Genomic DNA, 19,489 nt, shown 5'->3' on the forward strand with positions numbered 1-19,489 from the left:
GCATCCAGGGGCTCGGGACAACCAATCCCGATGCCGAGCAACTCACCGTCCCCTTTCACCTTTTCAATGAGTGGAAGGGTTGGCGATGACCTTCAATGGTTCTACATGAACCTCCGTCTTCTCTTTGGCTTCTTTCAGGATACTGCCTTTGTCATCAAGGAGTGCGGCACGCAAATTTGTTCCGACTAAGTCCACCCCGAGACGTAAAGTCATGACTCAACATCTCTGCCTATACCGATTTCGAACGTCCTGTCCCAAGGCAGGTAAATGTCCTCCAGTGAAAAATGGAGTTGGTGTCGATCCAGGAAATCAGAAGCCTCCCTACGGAACATTTCCGTCACTTGGCTCAACAGCTCTTCCCGGCTGACAGCCGACTCATCTACTACAGCCCGCACCTCATGACGAACAACCGACTGATACACATAATCGTCCAATAATCGAAGGGTGATTTCAGCCAGCATTCTTTCCTTTACCTCCGCTTCCGGCAGGGAAGGCTTCTGCTTCTGAAGATGAACCATGGCGGCCTGTGCCACGACCGTACCCAACGTGTTCCCCGCTGTATTCCAGCCTGCAAATCCGGCAAGCTCACTCACCTTGATCTCGGACAACAACTGGGGCAGCATGCGGGCATCGACTCCGTTGGCATAGGCCGTATCCGCCACCGCCACAAACTTATCCAGACGAAGGTAATGAGAGATGCGCTTGATCCACTCCCCTATATTCCGATGAGGGGTGTCGACTTCCCCCAGGTATTTTTGCAGTGCCAGATCTCCCTGACGTTTCCCCGGTACATTGACCGCGAACACAATATCCGCTTCCCCGGCGTGATGAACCGTGTAGCCGCCAAAAGCAAAAATCTGCCCCTTCACCGATTCGCAGATCGGACGGTCTTCATACATGGCCGTTGATAACGCACCGGTTTCACCGCTGTATATCGGGAAAAACGTAGGGAACCTGACGTTTTCAAGCTGATAAATCATCTTCGCTACAAGGGTATTGGCGACTTCATCCGCTCCCGGATAAATGAATACACGCTTAAATAGCTTCCGCTCATATACTTTCCTTGAAAGGTCTTCCTGCTCCCCGATGTTCAGCCCATACTCGGACGTATCATCCTGAGGGAATACCAGTACATCCAGTGTTTGATCTTCCACCATATCCAACAGGGTAACGTTCACACGATAGTTTTTCAGTCTGGTTGATAGGTAGTCTTCCAAAACCTCTGACGGGATCCGATTCCTGAGATCCTGAACGTTTCGATTGGATTCCTCACACCCTGTTTTCTCAAACCGGTGAATATGGAAGGAGTATTCCCACAGCTCGACTCCGTAATCACTCCAGTATTCCTTCTCTTCCTCATTGACGTAGTTATTGGAGATACGCATGGTGGAACTGAAGGCCATCAGAGCTTTGTCGGGATACTTTTCTTTTAATGAACGGAGGGTCCCGATGCGCTGTTTAATGGTCTCCTCTCCATCAGTACAAACCCGTGAAGGAACCAGTCCTCCATATCCCAGCATGTCGACGGAAAGGACAAATCCATCCACATCAGGAGCTACTTCCCAGATCCACTTTTCCAAACCCTCTATATCCCCGGGTTTTTTCAAAAAGCCGAGGAGGTCTTTAGGCGGAAGCAGCACTTCCCAATTTCCGATCGAGGCGATCCGCCTTGGAAGCTCCCTTGTCACCGGTCTCCCATCCACAGGCAGGAGGGCAATCTTTCTATTCATGCTTGTTTCCTCCTTTTATGAGATAAGTAGCGATTTCCTTCGGTTTTAATGATTCCACGCCAACCCGTCCAGCTCTATGCAAGAAGTCCACCCGCTCCACGACCTCACCACTTGAGGTCAAAGTAAACACCTGATCTTGATCGGTCGGATTCCATACACGCAGCTCCATTCCATCTTCTACTCTTCTAAGTGAACTCCACTGTACGTCTCCATTATCGATTTCTACTAAACACCCGATTCCCTTCCCTTCACCCGGATAGATCCGCGGAGGAACACGGAACAAGTGGGCTTCCGTGGCCACGTGGCCCATACTCTTATGTGGGTGGAATTCAAATGCTGCGTGGAAGGTGTACGTTCCGATACACTGAGCATCCGGCGTTTCCATATTCGGGCCCGCTCCCCCTCCACGGGTCCGTAAATCATCACGGGACAGCCAGCCCACGCTCCTGATCAACGTAACATCCAGGGAATCTTCCTCTTCCATTCTGGTAATCTGATATTCTTGCAACCCTCGATGGTAAAACTGGAAGCCGCTAGTCGAACGAACAAATGACAGGGAAGGCTCCACGACAACCGGCACTTCCTTTTGCTTTGCTGCATCGAACTCTTCATCCTTCTTCACTTTCCGTTTCACCACATCGAATGCCGTATCGCTGTACGTGTGATCCACGGACGCTCCCAATGGATATTGAATGCGGAGCCGTTGATCCTTCGAGCGATTATTGATCGTGTATGATACATCGACCTTCTTATCATGATCTTTAACAGTAATAGTGATATATACAGTCGTGGTGACCTTATCTTCTGAAGGACCGGTTCGATCTTCGTTCAACCCTGCCGGTGTAAGAAGCTTTAGATCATATGATAATTCTTGAATTCCAGTCGCTTTCCGGATCTTTCCTGCGCCCGAAAGCTCAGCCACCGTCTCCACATCGTGCACAGGCGGGGAATAGTTATACTCATCGCCAGCGTCCAGTGTACTGTAGAACCGCTGCAATCCTTCATGACGCTTACCCGTTTCTTTATCAAGTAGTGAAAGGGTTCCATCCACATCCAGTTCAATCGAGTAATATTGGTTTTCAATCACGCGCTCATGGGACTCTCGTATTTCTTCATAATTTCCCTCCACTACTGTAAAAGTAGAGAGTGAAGTGGCAGCAAGATCCTCCACATAAAATTCCATCTCATAAAATGTCCCCTCTTTAAAATCCGGGAACGCGTCCAGAGGAGAATCAAAATGTCGACTCTTCCGCTTATTCTTGATCACAGGGATATGAAGCTTCCCGTTTACGTCCTGTAATACAAACAATCTTTCTTCCTCCAGCCAAATCTCCCCTGATACCCAGCCAGTGAACGGCCTTGGATGAGGATTGAAGACCGTAAACACGCTATTATCCTCAAACGGCTTTCTCAGTCCTGATCCTGAAAACATTGGATCCTGAATACCTAGATGAGTGAGGGATCCTCTTTGAATGGACGAAAGCCTCTGCTGGAGCATCATTGTCCTCGTCTCCATTTCCTTATGAACCTCATCAATACTGCAGCCGCAAATACTGTCGTGTGGATGATTCAACAGTAGAAGCTTCCAGGATTCCTCCAGGTAACGATGAGGATATTTCTCTTGCCCGGCAAGAGTCGCAAGTGGTTCCGTATAGCCCGTGAGTTCATCCTCCATCTCCTGATTTTGAACCTTGAGATAGCTTCTTGCCGAAATGACATTCGGAAGGACATATATATGCTCATTGCTTCTCATTTCTCCGACAAACACAGGTAAATCAGCAGGTATCTCAGCCTGAACGCTCTTAAGAAACGCTTCATAGGTGCTGGACACAAACTCCACTTCCCCTTGAAGCTCGTTGATTTGCTTCAACAGATTTCCGTGCTTCGGCATCAGGTGATCCCCGCCATTGGTTAACAGCAGCTGAGACGTCGTCGCATAAGGCGTGACCTTCTCCACATAGGACTTCAACTGCTCTTCTGGATTGTCCTCATTCAAAAGAGGCTGGTAATACCCCTCTGGCAAAAAGGCCGTGAACACTCTGGACCCATTCGGCGCTTCCCAATGAAACTCAGACGTTTCGGGCTTAATTCCCCGCCACAAAATCGCGTTATCTATCCCACATCCCTGTAACAGCTGAGGTATCTGACTCACATGACCAAACGTATCCGGTAAATACCCGACCTGCTGGGATTCACCATATTGATTCGCGATCTTCAATCCCATCTCCATATTCCTGATCAGGGATTCCCCGCTGACAAGAAACTCATCGGCCAGGACATACCACGGACCGATGATAATCTTCTTTTCTTCTATTAAATGAAGGACTTTTTCCTTCATGCTCTCTTCACACACTTCAAAGTAATCCTCCAGGGCAGCCATCTGGCCATCCAGGACAAATTGCTCCAACTCTCCCTTTTCCAGACCTGACACAATCCGGTCCATCACCTGGACGAGCCGGTGGCGGAATACTTCAAACGGTAAGTACCACTCCCTGTCCCAATGGGTTTGGAAGACGATATGACACGTCATTTTCTTGCTCATTATCCTTTCACCGCCCCTTTCATGGCACCTGCGATGAAGTGGCGCTGCAGGATGGAGAAGATGATGATGATCGGAAGAATCGAGATGATCGATCCTGCCGCGATGTAGCGCCAGTTAGCCGAGAACGAACCGGCGAGCGTATTGACGCCGAGTGGCAGTGTGTACATGCTCGTATCGTTTAAGATGATCAGCGGCCAGAGGAAATCTCCCCATGCCATCATGAACGTGAAGATAGCCAATGTGACGAGTGAAGGCTTCACCAGTGGCATAAGAACCCGCCACCAGATTTGAAACGCATTAGCTCCATCCATACGTGCCGACTCATCCAGCTCGTATGGGATCGTAAGGAATGCCTGACGCATCAGGAAAATCCCGAAAGCCGTGGTGGCGTGGGGCAGGATCAATCCTGCATACGTGTTTTGCAGCCCTAAGTCCAATGCCAATAAGTAAATCGGGATCATCAGAAGCTGAAACGGCACCATCATCGTACTGAGAATGAGAACGAAGACGATGTTTTTTCCACGGAAGTTCATACGGGCCAGTGGATAGGCAGCCAGTGAACAGAAGACGATATTCAAGATAACCGTCACTACAGATACGACAACACTATTAAACAGGTAACGCCAGAATGGGAAGAAATCCATCACTTCCACATAGTTTCCGAACGTGATCTTTTCCGGGATGAACTGAGGCGGGTACGAGAAGATATTCTCGCTGCCCGATTTGAGCGACGTAGCCAGGAGCCATAGGAATGGACCGACCATGATGAGTGTGATGAATAGGAGGGTCGCATATTGAAGAACGACTTTCCCTATCTTTTTTACATTTATCGGCTTTTTGACAGTTAGTTCGGTTGAATGTTCGTTACTGGTTCCAAGAGAAGGAGAACTCATGGAGAATCACCCCTTTATCGCAGATTCTTTTTTGCTCATGAACTTGATATTAATAACAGAGAAGATCAACGTGATGATGAATAATACGACCCCGGCCGCACTGGCATAGCCCATTTGCAGCTTATCGAAGGCTTCTTCATAAATGTAGAAGACGAGTGTTTTCGAGCTGTTCAGCGGCCCGCCCCCGGTCATGACGTAGATTTCTTCGAATACCTTCATGGCGGAAATGGATGACATGATGGTAACGATCATAATGGAAGGCATTAATAAAGGAATGGTAATATGCCAAATTTGTTTCCATTTGCTTGCCCCGTCAATGTCTGCCGCTTCATATAAATCATCTGAAATCGACTGCAGTCCCGCCAAATAAATGACCATATAATACCCAAGTCCCTTCCAGATGGTGACGACCATGACGGCAAAAATGGACGTCGTCGTTGATGTCAGCCAGTTCACAGGTTCAGATATCAATCCAAGTGATTCCAATATGTAATTCAGGATTCCTTTATCGGCATACACCCATTTCCACGCAATTCCCACCACGACCATGGAGGTGACGACCGGTACATAATAGGCGGAACGGAAGAATCCAATCCCCTTTACCTGCTGGTTCACAAGGATCGCCAGGAAAATCGGCAGGATCACGAGTGCGGGCACGACGATGACCAGATATAATAACGTCTGCCCGAGCACTTTCCAGAACAGGGCATCGGAAAACAGCCCTTTGTAGTTTTCAAGTCCGATGAATTCGGCATCAGTAACGATATTGTAATTCGTGAAACTCAGCCAGATGGCATTGAGCATGGGATAAAAGATGAACGCACCCAGGATGATGACACCGGGTATTAAAAACAGAAATGGTGTTAACGGATGATTTCTCAAACGGACTCCCCTCTTTTCTCCATCGCTTGAAATAAGAGCTTGGCAGCTCCAAGCATTCCCGCCTGATTTCCTAAGACTGCAGGATAAATGCTTGTATTAACAAAATATTCCTTCAATTTAACCTGGAAGTCGGCCCACCAATGGTCCTTGGAGTCAATGACTCCTCCCCCGATGAAGAGGACTTCCGGATCGACGCTCACAGAGATGTTGGACGCGGCGATGGCCAAATAATCCAGATAACGGTCAACCACCTGCTTGACCTGTTGATTTCCAATTGAATATTCTTTAAAGATCTCTGAGCCATGGGGGAAAATTTGATTCGTTTCGGTGAAAACGTCCTGCACAAGTGCTGTACCCGACAGATACTGCTCCAGGCAGCCTTTCTTCCCGCAATTGCATGGCTTTCCATTTGGAACGAGCACGACATGTCCCCATTCCCCACTTTGATGGTGATGGCCGTGTAAGACCTCACCTTGTATGGCATTCGCTCCCCCGACACCGGTCCCAAGGGTCAACATAACCGCCGTTTCGGGATTTCCTTCCCACTTCCATAGCTCGCCAAGGAGAGCCACATTGGCATCATTGTCGACTGCACATGGCAGTCCGTAGCGCGTTTCAATTTCTTCTCTTACTTGGGTTCCCTGCCAGGAAGGCAGATTATCCGTTGCATAGACGACGGTCCCTTTATCCGGATCCACACGGCCTGCCGTACCGATGCCGATTCCTGAAATAGTGCCGTCTTTCTTCATTAATAGATCAATCACTTGAAAGATGGAGCCGAGGATTCCCTCTCTCCCGTTCGAGATATCGGTGGATACCTTTTCCTGGTGTAGGATCGTGCCATCCTTTTGAACAACCGCTCCTTTGACCCCGGTACCCCCGACATCGATTCCAATGACCTTCATCGTTTCACCTGCTTACCAGTTTAATAGATTTTGTCTACAACGGCTCTTGCAGTTTTCTCCTTCATGCCAAGGGAGAACTCTTTATTATGGAGGGCAAGTCCGGTACATAGCAGATCGATGACGAAGAGCTGTGAAATCTTCGCGATCATGGATCCGCCTTCAAGAGGGGACTCTTTCCCACCGCTTAACAGAACCGCATCGGCAAGCTTCGTGATTGGTGAACGGGCATAGTACGTAATGGCGATGACGCTTGCTCCGTTTTCTTTGGCCAGTGTCAGGGAATCGATTGTGTCCTTCGTGCTTCCCGAGATACTCAAGCCAACGACCACATCCCCTTTTTTTACGGTAGCAGCCGTCATAGACTGGATATGTGGATCGATGACCGCATCCGACCGGTATCCGATCCGAAGGAAACGATTCTTCGCATCCAATGCCGTCAGTCCTGACGTCCCGACTCCAAAGAAATGGATGGATCTTGCCCCGGAAAGGAGTCTGATCGCTTCCTCCAACGTTTCTTCGTCCAGCTTATTGACGGTTTCATCCACCGCGTTCTTCGTATAAGAAGCAATCGATTGAATGAAGCCGGCGGGCTTACTGGGATCTGACTCTTCTTCTTGAGACATGGAAGATAAATCCTTCGCCATGGCAAGCTTGAACTCCTGATATCCTTTCATGCCAATCTTCCGGCAGAAACGGAGTACAGTCGTTTCCCCCACTTCCGCTACATCGGCAAGATCCGTGACGGAATAGTACAGGGCCTTTTCCATTTGTTCTAACACAACTGTCGCCACTTTTTGCTCGGACTTTGTGAGGGAAGGATAATAGCTGTTAATTAACCCTCCTAATTTGCTCTTTGATGCCGTTTGTGCCTGCATCTTGATTACCTCCTTTATTTTGGATGGATTGTACAAACCTTTTCGTGATTTCCTGCGGCCTTGTGATGGCCGAACCGACTACGACGGTGTGAGCTCCCATATCCAATGCCTGACACACTTCTTCCGGAGTCGAAATCCGCCCTTCGGCAAACACTGGAATCTTGATGGTCTCAACCAATTTTTTCAACAACTTAAAATCAGGTTCACATTGCTGAGGCGAATACGGCGTGTATCCCGACATGGTGGTGCTGACACAGTCGACCCCGAGCTCCACGGCATGAACGGCTTCTTCATAGGTGGAAACATCCGCCATGATCGTTTGCCCTTTTGACTTCAGATACGATATCAAGCTTTCCAGTGATTCACCGTTCGGACGTGTTCTCGTCGTCGCATCAATCGCGGTCATGTCCACCCCTGCTCCAATCAGTTCATCGGCTTCCTTCCTGGTAGCCGTTATGTAGACATCACTTCCCGGGTAATCCCTCTTCACCAATCCAATGATCGGTAAATCCACGTACTGCTTGATGGTTTTAATATCAACCGCACTGTTTGCCCGGATCCCCGACGCACCACCGACGTAAGCGGCCTTCGCCATTTTCCCCATTACATCCGCCCCGTGCAATGGTTCATGTTCAAGGGCCTGGCATGACACCACAAGCTTTCCCTTTAATTGTTCAAAAACGATTTCCTTGCTGATCATCTTGTCTTCACCGTTCTTTCATTGAAATGCAGAAAGGGAGATAAACTCCCTTTCCTCCATTCCCTTATTTAGATAGCGTTTCGTTCCATTTCATTTCAACCTGATCCAATGATTCGTCCACCGTCATATCTCCAAGCATGGCTGCATGAAGGGCTTCGTTCATCGCTGTACGTAACTCTTCAAAGTTGCTCATTGGCGGAATCAGTACTTCACTATCCTTCAATTGACCAGCCGATACAATACGGGCCTTATCAATTGGAGTCGCATCCGCAGGCTCTTCACTGAAATACGGATCATCAAGAGCCGTTTCAATGGATGGAAGAATCGCTGTCTGTTTATCAAACTCGACCTGATTTTCTGCATTCGTCAAGAAAATGGAGAAGTCCACTGCTGCCTGTTGGTGTTCAGACTGCTTCGGTACCACGACGTTCATGGCCGCTACATTTTTCTTATCTGTGTCACCCGTGATGATTGGAGCCGTTCTTGTCGCTTTTAGAATATCAGGAGCATTCTCTTCGACAATTGTCAGGAATTGTGGTCCTGAAGGCAGGATCGCAATTTCACCCGCTTGATACAAATCGACCGCTTTAGAGTGCCCTTCTGTTAACACTTCACGTGGAATCAGATCATTCTTGTAAAGGTCTACGAAGAAATTGAATGCCTCTTTCCCTTCTGCCGTGTTGAATGTCGCTTTCGTCATGTCCTCATTTGTTAAATCCACGCCCATCATGACCATTGTCTCCAGTAGATGACTTCCATCAAGGGCCGGGAAGAACGCGTATTTACCCGTTTTGTCTTTGATCGTTTTTGCCACATCTGTTAATTCTTCGAAAGTAGCCGGTGCTTTCTCTGGATCAAGTCCCGCTTCCTTGAAGATATCCGAGTTATACATCGTTACCTGAGAAGACAGGTACCAAGGAATACCGAACGTCTTTCCGTCGAATGTGTTGGAAGACCAAATGTTCTCGAAATACTTACTCTTCACATCTTCAGGAACCATTTCATCCATATTGACTAATGCATCAAGCTCTGCCAGCTTTGCCGCAAATTGCGGGTTCAGGTTGGCTACATCCGGAGCCGTTTTTGAAGCGACGGCTGAAAGGATTTTCGTCTCCATATCACCCCAAGGAATGTCCACCCATTTCACTTTCACATTCGGGTTTTTCTTTTCGAAATCAGCAATGACCCCGTTTAAGTAGTCATCAAAGGTTGGAGATAATTGCATCGTCCAGAATTCAATCTCGACCGGATCCTCTTTCGTTCCTTCTTTTTGTTCCCCTGAAGAGCTTGATTTGCTGCTATTACAAGCAGCTGTAAATAGCATAGCAAACATCAACATGAGCGTTAATAGAAACTTTCCATTTTTAAACATATTCTTCATCCCTTTCCCTTTTGGTTGTTGCTGTTACCCCTTTGTCAAAAAATAGTGCAGTGCCCTTGGAAGATCTCTTCTCCAGAAATCCCATAGATGGTCTTCATCTTCTTCGTAATATGTATGATTTTCTGCGATGGGTTGAAGCTCCTCATAGAGAGTGCGATTAGCCGGTAGAATCGAGAAGGTCTCTCCTGTTAGTGGATAAGTGACGGATCCTTCAAGGTTCCCGACTACCTGATACACATTCCAAGGTGCTGATGTTTTAATATTCCGAATTTTATGGATGTGAAAATCTGTAAATGCCCCGGATTGAAGGAGCAGGTGCGTCCATTCTTTCGGTTCTTCACTGGCAAGTGCGATACAAATGGCTGCGCCAAGGGAATCCCCCAACAGACCTCTCTTTTGGATTCTTTTCCCTAATGCTCTGATCTGCTTCTCTATGAGTGGAACAAGCTCGTGATGAAAAAAGTGAATGTATCTGTCATGATGAGTACCTGATGGATGATAATAATGATAGCGTTCTTCTGAAGTGGATGGAGGGACGAGTATAAGAAGAAAATGATAATCCCGTCTGCCTTCTTCCTTGAGGATATGATCCCATGTGTCTTGAAGCTTCCCCAGCCTGAGATAATCCATACCATCCTGCACATACAAGACATCTACTGCTTGACTCTGACCCTCTCGAACTTCCATGGAATAATAGAGTTGTTTCTTGCCTAAGGTATGACTGTTAATCTGGTGTTCTTCTAAGTTTGAAATCAATGAAACCATTTTCCCCCTTCTATGGTTTAAATTTCCTAGCTTGTTTCTATCCTAGCATATGAAAGCGCTTTTGTGAATATGTTCTCCATTTTTTATTTTTTTGGTGGAGTAATACTCCACAATTAACCATACTGGTGACTTGAACTCTTATCATTGAGGGCCATGTACATGTTTTAAACGTGGGATACGATGATCTCCCATTCAAAAAGATCCATTCCTGACGGTAAAATAAAGTGATCTCCTTTGTTCAATTGCAGTTGTTCTCCATCGACATGTAGGGTGGGTGCCTTCGCCTTCTATCACACTCCCAAGCTGGAAGGGTTGATCCTGCTGAAACGAGGAACGACCATGATTGTTCCATTTATACTCCGGAAAATAGTCGACTTGGACATAAGTGGTGATCACTGTCCCGTTACGATGCTCCACCCTTTGTTCACTTCAGGTCTCTCGTGAGGAATTGGCGTAACATCAATGGATTTGTGGATATGCAGCTCACGCTTTTTCCCTTCCTGATCCATTTGATCATAATCATAGAGTCGATAGGTCGTAATACGAAAAAAGGAAGCAAGAGAACCGTCCCTCCGCTTCCACAGCCACCAAATAAATTATATTTTTCTGAATAGAATTACTTCTCATTTTTCGACATTTTTTTACATGAGGTTCCTATTATGATGGTATAATCTTTTTTGAAATGATGAATTAAAAGTCATGCATAAATGCATTTTTCTGTAATTAAATAAGGCATAAAGACTTGTTTATAAGTACGGGAGGAAAAATTTCAAGATTTCAACCAAGGGGGAGCCATCATGAGGAAACGTTGGCAAGATTATGTTAAAAGAGGGAAAGGGCCTCGCATTTCATTTTCATTCAATAGTCTACGAATGAAAATGATATTGATATTTTCATCCGTTTTTACCATCATTTTAGTTGGATTAGCCATTTTCTTATATGTTCAACAAAGTGAGAAGATTAAAGAAGAAGCACAAACCAAATCAGAAGCAATTGTTAAACAAATCGATTTCGGGATTAATATGTTTCTTGAAAAATATGATTCAAATATAAGCATTTTAAGTAATCAATCTCTTTTAGTAGATTATTTAAAGGATTCAGGTTCTCAAAAAGAAGAGAATTCTTTCGAATCGAAGGTACTGCAAACAAGAGTCACCAATGAATTTGCCTCTTTCATCCGGAATAATCCAGCGGTAACAAATGTATATGTGACTGGGATGGATAAAAGGATTTTAATAGAGCCAGCTGTCTCTCTTCCTTCTGACTTTAATCCATTAGAAGCTCCCTGGTTCAAAGGTGCCAGTTCAAATCTGGAAGAAGCCTTTTGGAGTGAGCCTTACGAAGATAAATCTTCTGGTGAGTTTATTGTTACGTTATCCAAAGTCATTACCGAGCAAAACTCAAGCAAAATAGTAGGGGTCATCGCTTTCGATATAAAGATTGATGAGCTTAATGAATTAGTGAAATCCATTAATGTTGATTACAAAGGATATCCTTTCATCTTCGATCAGAAGGCCGTTGCAATGGTTCATCCAACAGAAAAAGGGAACAACCTTATGAACCTTGCATTTATTAAAAAAATGTATGACTCAACCAAACAAAGTGGAAGATTAGATTATGTTTTTAAGAAAGAAGAAAGGGTATTATTTTACAATACCATTGAGGAAACAAACTGGAAGGTTGGAACGGTTTATTTAAATAAAAATATGTTAGAGGAAGCGACGAATTTAAGAAATACATTATTATTGATCACCCTTATGATCATCGTATTAATCTCTGCCATCACCACTGTCGTTGCAAGAAATATTACGAAACCTTTACTTGATTTAAATAAACAAGTAAGTAAAGTAGCTCAAGGTGACCTGACAGTATCAATACAATCAACATCAGATGACGAAGTGGGTCAACTTACCAAGAACTTCAATTCAATGATTATGAGTATGAGAGAAATCATACATTCCGTCCAGGATTCAGTTACTCAGGTGAAAGAATCAACAGAGAGTCTGAGTGCCATTTCAGAGGAAACAACTGCTTCAAGTGAAGAAATAGCCAGGGCTATGGACGAAGTCGCAAATGGTGCGACACAGGCAGCTTCAGATGCAGAGGTGGGAAATCAAAGAACGATGGATCTATCTACTCAAATTGAAGAAGTGGACGCAGCATCTATTGAATTACTCTCACATTCAAAGAGTGCATCCGTAACCAGTAAAAATGGGTTGAAACAGATGACAACTTTAAAAGAGAAGGCGGATCGATCCAATGAAGTTCTTCATACTGTGGAAGCCGTCATTCAAAACCTGACAAAGAAAATAAATGAAATTGATACAGTTATTCATTCTATAAATGAAATCTCTGATCAGACTAATCTGCTTGCACTTAATGCGAGTATCGAAGCGGCTAGAGCCGGGGAGCATGGGAAAGGATTCGCAGTAGTAGCTGAAGAGGTCAGAAGATTGGCAGAACAATCAGCCAGGGCAACGGATCAGGTAAGACGTACCATTCAAGATATTCAGAACGAATCTAAGCAGGCTACAAATGAAATGAAAACCACGAGAGAGATTGCAGATGAACAAAGTTTTGTCGTGAGCGAAACGGAAAAAGCGTTTCACTCCATTTCAACTATGATCAATAACATGGTTGCCTCAATTGAGGGTATTTCCCATAAGGTTGAATTCATGACAAGCCATAAAGATGATGTCGTAGGGGCAATCCAAAGTATTTCAGCAGCTGCGCAACAATCAGCTGCATCCAGTGAAGAGGTAAGTGCATCAACTGAACAACAATTGATGGCTTTACACTCAATCGCTCAATCTGCTGCCAGTTTAAATGAAGCTAGTATTTTACTAGCAGAAATCAGCAGCAAATTCAAAGTATAATTTATGAAGAAAAGGTGTTCTATTAAATGAGTACGGAAGAATACACGTTATATAATTATTGTGCTGAATTTCATTCCGAAATAAGAAAAAGATTTTCGGTGAAAGAAACCTCCATCCAGATTGCGAGAATGCTATCGAAAAAGCTAAATTACCATCAGATTCAACAGGTCATTCAAGACATTGAATTAATTAAGAAAAGAAATGGCAGTGTTTTGAACTATTTTATTACTTTACTTCATCCGTTAGTAAATATGGATAATAGAAATTCTTATAACATATAGCAAAGAGCCACTCCCTTTTCCAGTAACCCGTTCGGTTGACAAGGAGAAAAATGCAATTCACAACTAAAATAGAATGCTTTTTAACACATCAATTAACATAAAAAATATCAGACCAAATGGTAAAATTTTTGGTCTGATATTTTTGTTTTAGAGTGTTTTTCCACAGAATATTTGATGCAGGCTGCCTTGAGAATACAGTATATGATAAACTAATGTTAACAGAATTTCCCATGTTTATTGAAATTGTTGTTCCATTAACGGGGAAGTTTAGTTGAAAAAGACGGGGAATAGACTTTTCTAATCGACATTATGAAGTTGGAGAGATGCTTTGTGTAATTTAATTAATAAGATTGTTATAACAGCTATCTTGGAGGAGAAATGATGAAACGATTAATTATTGTATTACTATTAGTTGGCTTGATTGTTGGGGGATTCATTCTAAATAGTGAGAAGGGAACACTCACCTTACACGATTCAAAAATGGCGACTGCCATACAAACCCTCACCCGCGATAAAGTAAGCGTGCTTCAAACGGAGAAACTTGGTGACAAATCAGCGATCGCCTTCTTTAGCGTCAAAAGCGAACAATACGGAGAGATGAACGGATTTGCATTACTAGAGAAAAAATGGAACAGGAAGTATGAGATTCCGCCCATCACAGAAAAAAACGATTGGATGGTCCAGTGGGGGACAACAAGTGGTCTGAAAGCAAGTGTCATCGAAACCAAAGATGGTTTAAGTGAAATACTATACGGAAAACGAATCAATGATTTATACGGGAATGTACCCATTGCAAGCGTCGTGTTACAAGCACAACAATTTTCCGTCACCAAACAAAAACATGTTACATCACACATCAAAACAACCGTTTCCGTTCCAAAGAACAAAGACACTTTCTTCATTGCTAAACCAGTTCCAAAAGACCTGTCACTACCGTACTACAAAGGCGACAGAGCCAATCAAATCGGTTTAACGTTTAAGTTATTCGATGAAAGCGGTAAAGAAATTAAAGTTAGGTAAGTACTGATTTAGTTCTACCTTGTTTGATCACTAAACGGAGGTAGGAAATTTAAGGTGATTTAACTTCTTCAACTTAAGGGGGCTTTAATGGAATAAGTAGGATCATCCAAATCGGATGGTCCTCTTTTTGTTTTCAGTATCACTTTCAACAATTCAATTATTGGCCTTTTTAACAACCGTGAATAAATTTATTCATTACTGCTAAAAGGGTTGTTAAAGCGGATGCTAATTTGTATGTTAAAACACTCTATTTAAGTAATAAACGTTGTCATATCAATGAAAAAGGGAGATACGAATTTGTAATACGGGAGAGGGTGACATTCCCCCCACTCTCTCTTAAACAATCAGATTCACTCTCCTCCCCCATTCTATTCCTTCTTCGGCAGACTGCTCTCAGTTGAAGTTTTTTCGAATTGGTCAAGCACTTCCTGATCTCACTAACTGCTTCATCATCTGGTTTCATTCGGCAGAGATCTACATGGTTATTCATACTTGTTTTGATAGGTTTACACGTTCTCTCCTTATTCATCGAAAAAGTGAAGCAGGAGAACCGTCCCCCTGCTTCCCCATTGCAACCCAACCTTATATACAATACAATGCCTTATATATAACCTAGTAAATCTAATTGCGATAAAGGACTGTGTGAGATGTCGAAAATGAAAAAAGTGAATACGCTTGTTTCCCTTAAAGATGAAGTGAAGGAAAAACTTAGAGAGGATATCATTATGCTTAACCTCAAGCCTGGTGACCGTATTGTGGAAACCGAGGTGGCTAAAAGGCTTGGTATTAGTCAAGTGCCGGTAAGGGAAGCTCTTAGGGGCTTGGAGGAAGAAGGGCTCATTAATACGATTAAGTATAGAGGTGCCTTTGTAACGGATATCAATCCCGTTGAGATGTATCATATGTTTTCGTTAAGGGCGAAGATCGAAACGGACGCCATTGAAGTGATTCTCCCCCAGCTGACCAGAAGGCATCTCGGTGAACTATACGATATCGTGGACAAAATGAAAGTCGCCGAGAAGGAATATGCGATCCAGTCGCAACTGGATATGGAGTTTCACCGTACGATCATTGAGTGGTCCAATGTAGATGTATATTTACGTATTTGGGGAATGTTAACGAATCATATTCGAAGATACATCACGTTATTGAATCCAAAGGTTCGAATCCTTCCAGAGGAAGTGTATCAATATCATCAGGCGCTTGTGGAAACATTGGAAGAACGAGACATAGAGAAAGCTAAAAATGTTTTTAGCGAACATATTATGAAAATGGTTGAAAAATAAGTTCAAACAAGACCCCTATCTAATCTTTACTTGGATAGGGGTCTTGACGTGTCTTCTCAAATTATATATAATCACAAATATTATATATAATAAAAATCTGAATTTTCATAAACGGTGGTTGATCCGTACTCAAAGGGGCTGAGGAAGTAAATTTACTTTTTTTTACAGGTTATTGTTAGCGTTTACATTGTAGAGGATTTCACATCAGTATCTACAGTATACTCATGCTGTTTCATACGATTTTAAAAACGGGGGGAAAGAAAATGAAAAAGACATTCAAAATGTTTAGTGTATTCATTGCCGTCATCTTACTCATTGGATTAGCAGGTTGTGGAAAAAGTACCGGTGGCTCAGCATCAGGTGACTCAAAAAAGATTACGTTAAAGCTGGGTCATAATCAGCCTACCTCTTCACCATTCCATGCAGGAGCGGAAAAATTTGCGGAATTGGTAGCGGAGAAATCAGATGGGAAAGTGAAAGTGGATGTGTATCATGACAGTCAATTAGGGGATGAAGGAGAGCTCGCTGCCGGGACGAAAATGGGAACAGTGGATATCTCTCTTGTCGCCACTGGAAGCGTAACACAATACTACCCACGCTATTCCATGTTTGATTTGCCTTTTCTCTTCAGGGATTACGATCATGTAGATAAAGTATTGCAGGGAGAAGTCGGAGAGCAGCTTGCAACTGAAGCGGAAGAACAAGGTGGCTTTAAAGTGATGAGCTACTGGGAGTCAGGGTTTAGACATTATTTAAACAGTAAGCATGCTTTGAAATCTCCAGAAGATCTGGAAGGACTGAAAATCAGAACTCCTGAATGGCCTGTACTGACTTCCGCCACAGAGACGCTTGGTGCCAGTGCCGTACCGATGCCATTTTCCGAGCTTTATATGGCTGCACAGCATGGGGTTGTCGATGGGCAGGAAGGACCGATATTCGCCATCAAAAGTTCGAAGATGTATGAAGTACAAGATTACATGGTCTTAGATGGTCATACGTATACAGCGATGCTGCTGATTATGAATCCAAAGAAATTTGACAGTCTTTCAAAGGATGTTCAGGAAGCACTAATCGAGGCGTCGAAAGAAGCTGGAGATTATGAGCGTGAGTTAATCCGTGATAATGAAAAGAAAGATATTAAGTACCTGAAAGAAGAAGGCGATTTAACTATAGAAGAAAACCCGGATAAAGCGGCATGGAGAAAAGCCGTTCAACCTGTCTATGACAAGTACAGCGATGAATTCGGGAAAGACCTTATCCAGCAGATCATGGATACAAAGTAGATTGGCAGATTAATAAGAGGGGCTATCCCAGCCCCTCTTTCATGGATGTTCATTGGGAATTTAATTAGGAGGTGGGACGTGTGAGAACATTAAAACTCATTGGCCAAGGACTGGAAAAACTAGTTGTGTACACAGTACTACTCCTTATGGCCGTTTTGGTTTCACTTGTCTTTATTCAGGTTGTCCTTCGGTATGTCTTTTCAAATGGGATGGTATGGGTCGAAGAGCTTGATCGATACATTTTCGTTTGGTTAATGTTTTTAGGAATCACAATGGGCGTGTATAAGCAAAAACATATTGCGATTACGGCGGTGTCCGATCGACTGAAAGGTTTGTCGAAAGGCATTCAGCTTCTGGTACACTTCATTACAGGATCATTCTTCGCGGTGTTATGTTGGCAGGGGATTGAATTTGTCATGGTAAATATGACTGGAACGGCAGCTGTACTGCCTATTAATCTGGGAATCATTTATTCTATTATACCTATTTCAGGCTTTATTGCCGTAATCTTTGTGGTCGTATTAATGGCGACCTTCAAGGAGGAGAAACGATGATATTATTACTGTTTATTGCCTTTTTTGTCCTTTTGATTTTGGGTGTTCCAGTCGGGATCTCTTTAGGAGTGGCCTCGATCGTCACGATTTTATGGGAAGGAATGGTCCCGTTATTATTGATTCCCCAAAAAATGTTCGTGTCCATGAATAGCTTTACGCTACTCGCCATCCCCTTCTTTATGCTGACAGGTGTGATCATGGATAAAAGTGGATTAACGCAAAGACTAGTTAATTTTGCCGATTCCATTATTGGATGGACGAAGGGCGGCATGAGTTATGTGAGTGTCACTTCCGGGATGATGATGGGAGGAATCTCCGGCTCCGCCCCTGCTGATACAGCTGCCCTGAGCAGTGTCATGACGCCAAGTATGGTGAAACTCGGGTATCCGGCACGATTTGCTGCCGCATTGCAGGCAGCATCAGGATCGATTGGCATCATCATTCCTCCGAGTATTCCCATGGTCGTGTTAGGCGGGATTGCCAGTATTTCCGTCGGGAAGCTATTTCTGGGAGGGATCATACCCGGTATTCTCATTGGGGTTCTCTTCATGGTTGCGGCGAGGATCATTTGCACTAAAAACAACTACGGTGTATCTAAATCCAATTCGTTTTCATTCAGCTATTTCATAGACAGTTTCAAAAAAGCGATCCTCCCTTTATTTGCTCCGGTCATTATCGTCGGCGGGATTCTAACGGGTGCTTTCACACCGACAGAATCCAGTGTCATTGCGGTTGTCTATACGCTAATCCTGGGATTGTTCGTGTATAAGAGCATCAAATTGCGAGACTTGTCATCGATTTTCATGGAAGCCGTCATTAGTTCGGGGAACGTGTTATTGATCATAGCGGCCTCCTCTCTGTTCAGCTGGATTCTTGTGAGTCACAATTTCCCGCAGATTCTGAGCAGTCTCATTACAAGCGTATCCGACAGTCCATTCTTTATCATACTTGTCATTAACTTAATCTTTATCATTGGCGGTATGTTCATTGAAGGGCTTGCGTTGTTAATTATGTTTGTTCCGATCCTATTACCCATTGCCATGGGAACCGGAATGGATCCGATTGTATTTGGGGTCATGATTGTGATTAACATTGCGATTGGAACGCTGACTCCTCCGGTTGGTGTCTGCCTGTTTGTGGCATGCTCTGCAGCCGGTGTTAAGCTTGATCATGCGATGAAGAGCGCGATTCCTTTTGTTCTTGTGCTTTGTTTTGCCCTCGTTTTAATTGTGATGTTTCCGTCGATTGTTACGTTTATTCCTAGTTTGATTGAGTGATTAGCTACTTTCATAAAAATTTGTTGCTATTAAAAGAGTGAGTGCTGGTTGATTTCCGCTCCAGGTGCTCGCTTTCCGCGGGGCGGTCGGTGAGCCTCCTCGGCTGCGGGGTCTCAGTTGTCCAGCTTCGGCGGCTAGCCCCTCGAGGTCATAAGCTAAATGGTCCAAGAAGGCAAAAAAACGCCTTCTTAGCCCATTTAGCTTATGCTTGTCGGGGCTGAGCAAGCCGCCTCCGCTTT

Annotated in this window: 17 protein-coding genes; 6 read left to right on the top strand and 11 right to left on the bottom strand. The window is 44.2% G+C overall.

Annotated features, from left to right (window positions below; genetic code table 11):
* Positions 1-63: 63 nt before the first annotated feature.
* The 11 genes from BAA9072_RS24195 to BAA9072_RS24670 all read right to left on the bottom strand — a co-directional run bounded on the left by BAA9072_RS24195 (position 64) and on the right by BAA9072_RS24670 (position 11,090).
* The gene (locus BAA9072_RS24195; RefSeq protein WP_230980811.1) at positions 64-213 is read right to left on the bottom strand and encodes a hypothetical protein; all 150 of its coding nucleotides are present in this window, start codon (positions 211-213) and stop codon (positions 64-66) included.
* Positions 210-1,730, bottom strand: coding sequence for a DUF4127 family protein (locus tag BAA9072_RS08970; protein WP_201714348.1), 1,521 nt, complete (start codon positions 1,728-1,730; stop codon positions 210-212). The genes BAA9072_RS24195 and BAA9072_RS08970 overlap by 4 nt, the downstream gene beginning before the upstream one ends.
* Complete coding sequence (locus BAA9072_RS08975) at positions 1,723-4,272, bottom strand: alpha-mannosidase (protein ID WP_201714349.1); 2,550 nt, start codon at positions 4,270-4,272, stop codon at positions 1,723-1,725. The genes BAA9072_RS08970 and BAA9072_RS08975 overlap by 8 nt, the downstream gene beginning before the upstream one ends.
* On the bottom strand, positions 4,272-5,165 hold the full coding sequence (locus BAA9072_RS08980) for a carbohydrate ABC transporter permease (RefSeq protein WP_201714350.1): 894 nt from the start codon (positions 5,163-5,165) through the stop codon (positions 4,272-4,274). The genes BAA9072_RS08975 and BAA9072_RS08980 overlap by 1 nt, the downstream gene beginning before the upstream one ends.
* A 6-nt stretch (positions 5,166-5,171) precedes the next feature.
* Positions 5,172-6,047, bottom strand: a complete 876-nt coding sequence (locus tag BAA9072_RS08985) for a carbohydrate ABC transporter permease (RefSeq protein ID WP_201714351.1) — start codon at positions 6,045-6,047, stop codon at positions 5,172-5,174.
* On the bottom strand, positions 6,044-6,952 hold the full coding sequence (locus BAA9072_RS08990; RefSeq protein ID WP_201714352.1) for an ROK family protein: 909 nt from the start codon (positions 6,950-6,952) through the stop codon (positions 6,044-6,046). The genes BAA9072_RS08985 and BAA9072_RS08990 overlap by 4 nt, the downstream gene beginning before the upstream one ends.
* Positions 6,953-6,972: 20 nt before the next feature.
* Positions 6,973-7,827 carry a MurR/RpiR family transcriptional regulator gene (locus tag BAA9072_RS08995; protein ID WP_201714353.1) on the bottom strand — a complete coding sequence of 285 codons (855 nt, stop codon included), beginning with the start codon at positions 7,825-7,827 and terminating at the stop codon, positions 6,973-6,975.
* Positions 7,781-8,527 carry an N-acetylmannosamine-6-phosphate 2-epimerase gene (locus tag BAA9072_RS09000; protein ID WP_201714354.1) on the bottom strand — a complete coding sequence of 249 codons (747 nt, stop codon included), beginning with the start codon at positions 8,525-8,527 and terminating at the stop codon, positions 7,781-7,783. The genes BAA9072_RS08995 and BAA9072_RS09000 overlap by 47 nt, the downstream gene beginning before the upstream one ends.
* A 64-nt stretch (positions 8,528-8,591) precedes the next feature.
* Complete coding sequence (locus BAA9072_RS09005) at positions 8,592-9,899, bottom strand: ABC transporter substrate-binding protein (protein ID WP_201714355.1); 1,308 nt, start codon at positions 9,897-9,899, stop codon at positions 8,592-8,594.
* 33 nt (positions 9,900-9,932) lie between these two features.
* Positions 9,933-10,664, bottom strand: coding sequence for an alpha/beta hydrolase (locus BAA9072_RS09010; RefSeq protein WP_201714356.1), 732 nt, complete (start codon positions 10,662-10,664; stop codon positions 9,933-9,935).
* A gap of 201 nt (positions 10,665-10,865) precedes the next feature.
* The gene (locus tag BAA9072_RS24670) at positions 10,866-11,090 is read right to left on the bottom strand and encodes a hypothetical protein (protein ID WP_408015223.1); all 225 of its coding nucleotides are present in this window, start codon (positions 11,088-11,090) and stop codon (positions 10,866-10,868) included.
* Between the two features lie 380 nt (positions 11,091-11,470).
* Between BAA9072_RS24670 and BAA9072_RS09015 the strand changes: the two genes are divergently transcribed.
* From BAA9072_RS09015 to BAA9072_RS09040, 6 genes are all read left to right on the top strand, one after another.
* Positions 11,471-13,549 (top strand): methyl-accepting chemotaxis protein, encoded by a 2,079-nt coding sequence (locus BAA9072_RS09015; protein ID WP_201714357.1) that lies wholly within the window; start codon positions 11,471-11,473, stop codon positions 13,547-13,549.
* Positions 13,550-14,208: 659 nt separating this feature from the next.
* Positions 14,209-14,850 carry a hypothetical protein gene (locus BAA9072_RS09020; RefSeq protein WP_201714358.1) on the top strand — a complete coding sequence of 214 codons (642 nt, stop codon included), beginning with the start codon at positions 14,209-14,211 and terminating at the stop codon, positions 14,848-14,850.
* Between the two features lie 647 nt (positions 14,851-15,497).
* Positions 15,498-16,136: a GntR family transcriptional regulator gene (locus BAA9072_RS09025; protein WP_201714359.1), complete on the top strand. Its 639-nt coding sequence runs from the start codon at positions 15,498-15,500 to the stop codon at positions 16,134-16,136.
* A 263-nt stretch (positions 16,137-16,399) separates the two neighbouring features.
* Complete coding sequence (locus BAA9072_RS09030; RefSeq protein WP_201714360.1) at positions 16,400-17,419, top strand: TRAP transporter substrate-binding protein; 1,020 nt, start codon at positions 16,400-16,402, stop codon at positions 17,417-17,419.
* A gap of 80 nt (positions 17,420-17,499) precedes the next feature.
* Complete coding sequence (locus BAA9072_RS09035; RefSeq protein ID WP_201714361.1) at positions 17,500-17,973, top strand: TRAP transporter small permease; 474 nt, start codon at positions 17,500-17,502, stop codon at positions 17,971-17,973.
* Positions 17,970-19,250, top strand: a complete 1,281-nt coding sequence (locus BAA9072_RS09040; RefSeq protein ID WP_201714362.1) for a TRAP transporter large permease — start codon at positions 17,970-17,972, stop codon at positions 19,248-19,250. Before BAA9072_RS09035 ends, BAA9072_RS09040 begins: the two co-directional genes overlap by 4 nt.
* The last annotated feature ends 239 nt before the right edge of the window (positions 19,251-19,489 follow it).

Origin of the sequence: Rossellomorea arthrocnemi, from assembly GCF_904424705.1 — a bacterium.
Classification (GTDB): Bacteria; Bacillota; Bacilli; order Bacillales; family Bacillaceae_B; genus Rossellomorea; species Rossellomorea arthrocnemi.

What these genes read in the sequence shown, in the direction of transcription:
- BAA9072_RS08970 (WP_201714348.1), bottom strand. Translation starts at nt 1,730, where the DNA reads ATGAATAGAAAGATTGCCCTCCTGCCTGTGGATGGGAGACCGGTGACA.
- BAA9072_RS08975 (WP_201714349.1), bottom strand. Translation starts at nt 4,272, where the DNA reads ATGAGCAAGAAAATGACGTGTCATATCGTCTTCCAAACCCATTGGGAC.
- BAA9072_RS08995 (WP_201714353.1), bottom strand. Translation starts at nt 7,827, where the DNA reads ATGCAGGCACAAACGGCATCAAAGAGCAAATTAGGAGGGTTAATTAAC.
- BAA9072_RS08990 (WP_201714352.1), bottom strand. Translation starts at nt 6,952, where the DNA reads ATGAAGGTCATTGGAATCGATGTCGGGGGTACCGGGGTCAAAGGAGCG.
- BAA9072_RS09015 (WP_201714357.1), top strand. Translation starts at nt 11,471, where the DNA reads ATGAGGAAACGTTGGCAAGATTATGTTAAAAGAGGGAAAGGGCCTCGC.
- BAA9072_RS09005 (WP_201714355.1), bottom strand. Translation starts at nt 9,899, where the DNA reads ATGTTTAAAAATGGAAAGTTTCTATTAACGCTCATGTTGATGTTTGCT.
- BAA9072_RS09020 (WP_201714358.1), top strand. Translation starts at nt 14,209, where the DNA reads ATGATGAAACGATTAATTATTGTATTACTATTAGTTGGCTTGATTGTT.
- BAA9072_RS09030 (WP_201714360.1), top strand. Translation starts at nt 16,400, where the DNA reads ATGAAAAAGACATTCAAAATGTTTAGTGTATTCATTGCCGTCATCTTA.
- BAA9072_RS24195 (WP_230980811.1), bottom strand. Translation starts at nt 213, where the DNA reads ATGACTTTACGTCTCGGGGTGGACTTAGTCGGAACAAATTTGCGTGCC.
- BAA9072_RS09025 (WP_201714359.1), top strand. Translation starts at nt 15,498, where the DNA reads ATGTCGAAAATGAAAAAAGTGAATACGCTTGTTTCCCTTAAAGATGAA.
- BAA9072_RS09000 (WP_201714354.1), bottom strand. Translation starts at nt 8,527, where the DNA reads ATGATCAGCAAGGAAATCGTTTTTGAACAATTAAAGGGAAAGCTTGTG.
- BAA9072_RS08980 (WP_201714350.1), bottom strand. Translation starts at nt 5,165, where the DNA reads ATGAGTTCTCCTTCTCTTGGAACCAGTAACGAACATTCAACCGAACTA.
- BAA9072_RS09040 (WP_201714362.1), top strand. Translation starts at nt 17,970, where the DNA reads ATGATATTATTACTGTTTATTGCCTTTTTTGTCCTTTTGATTTTGGGT.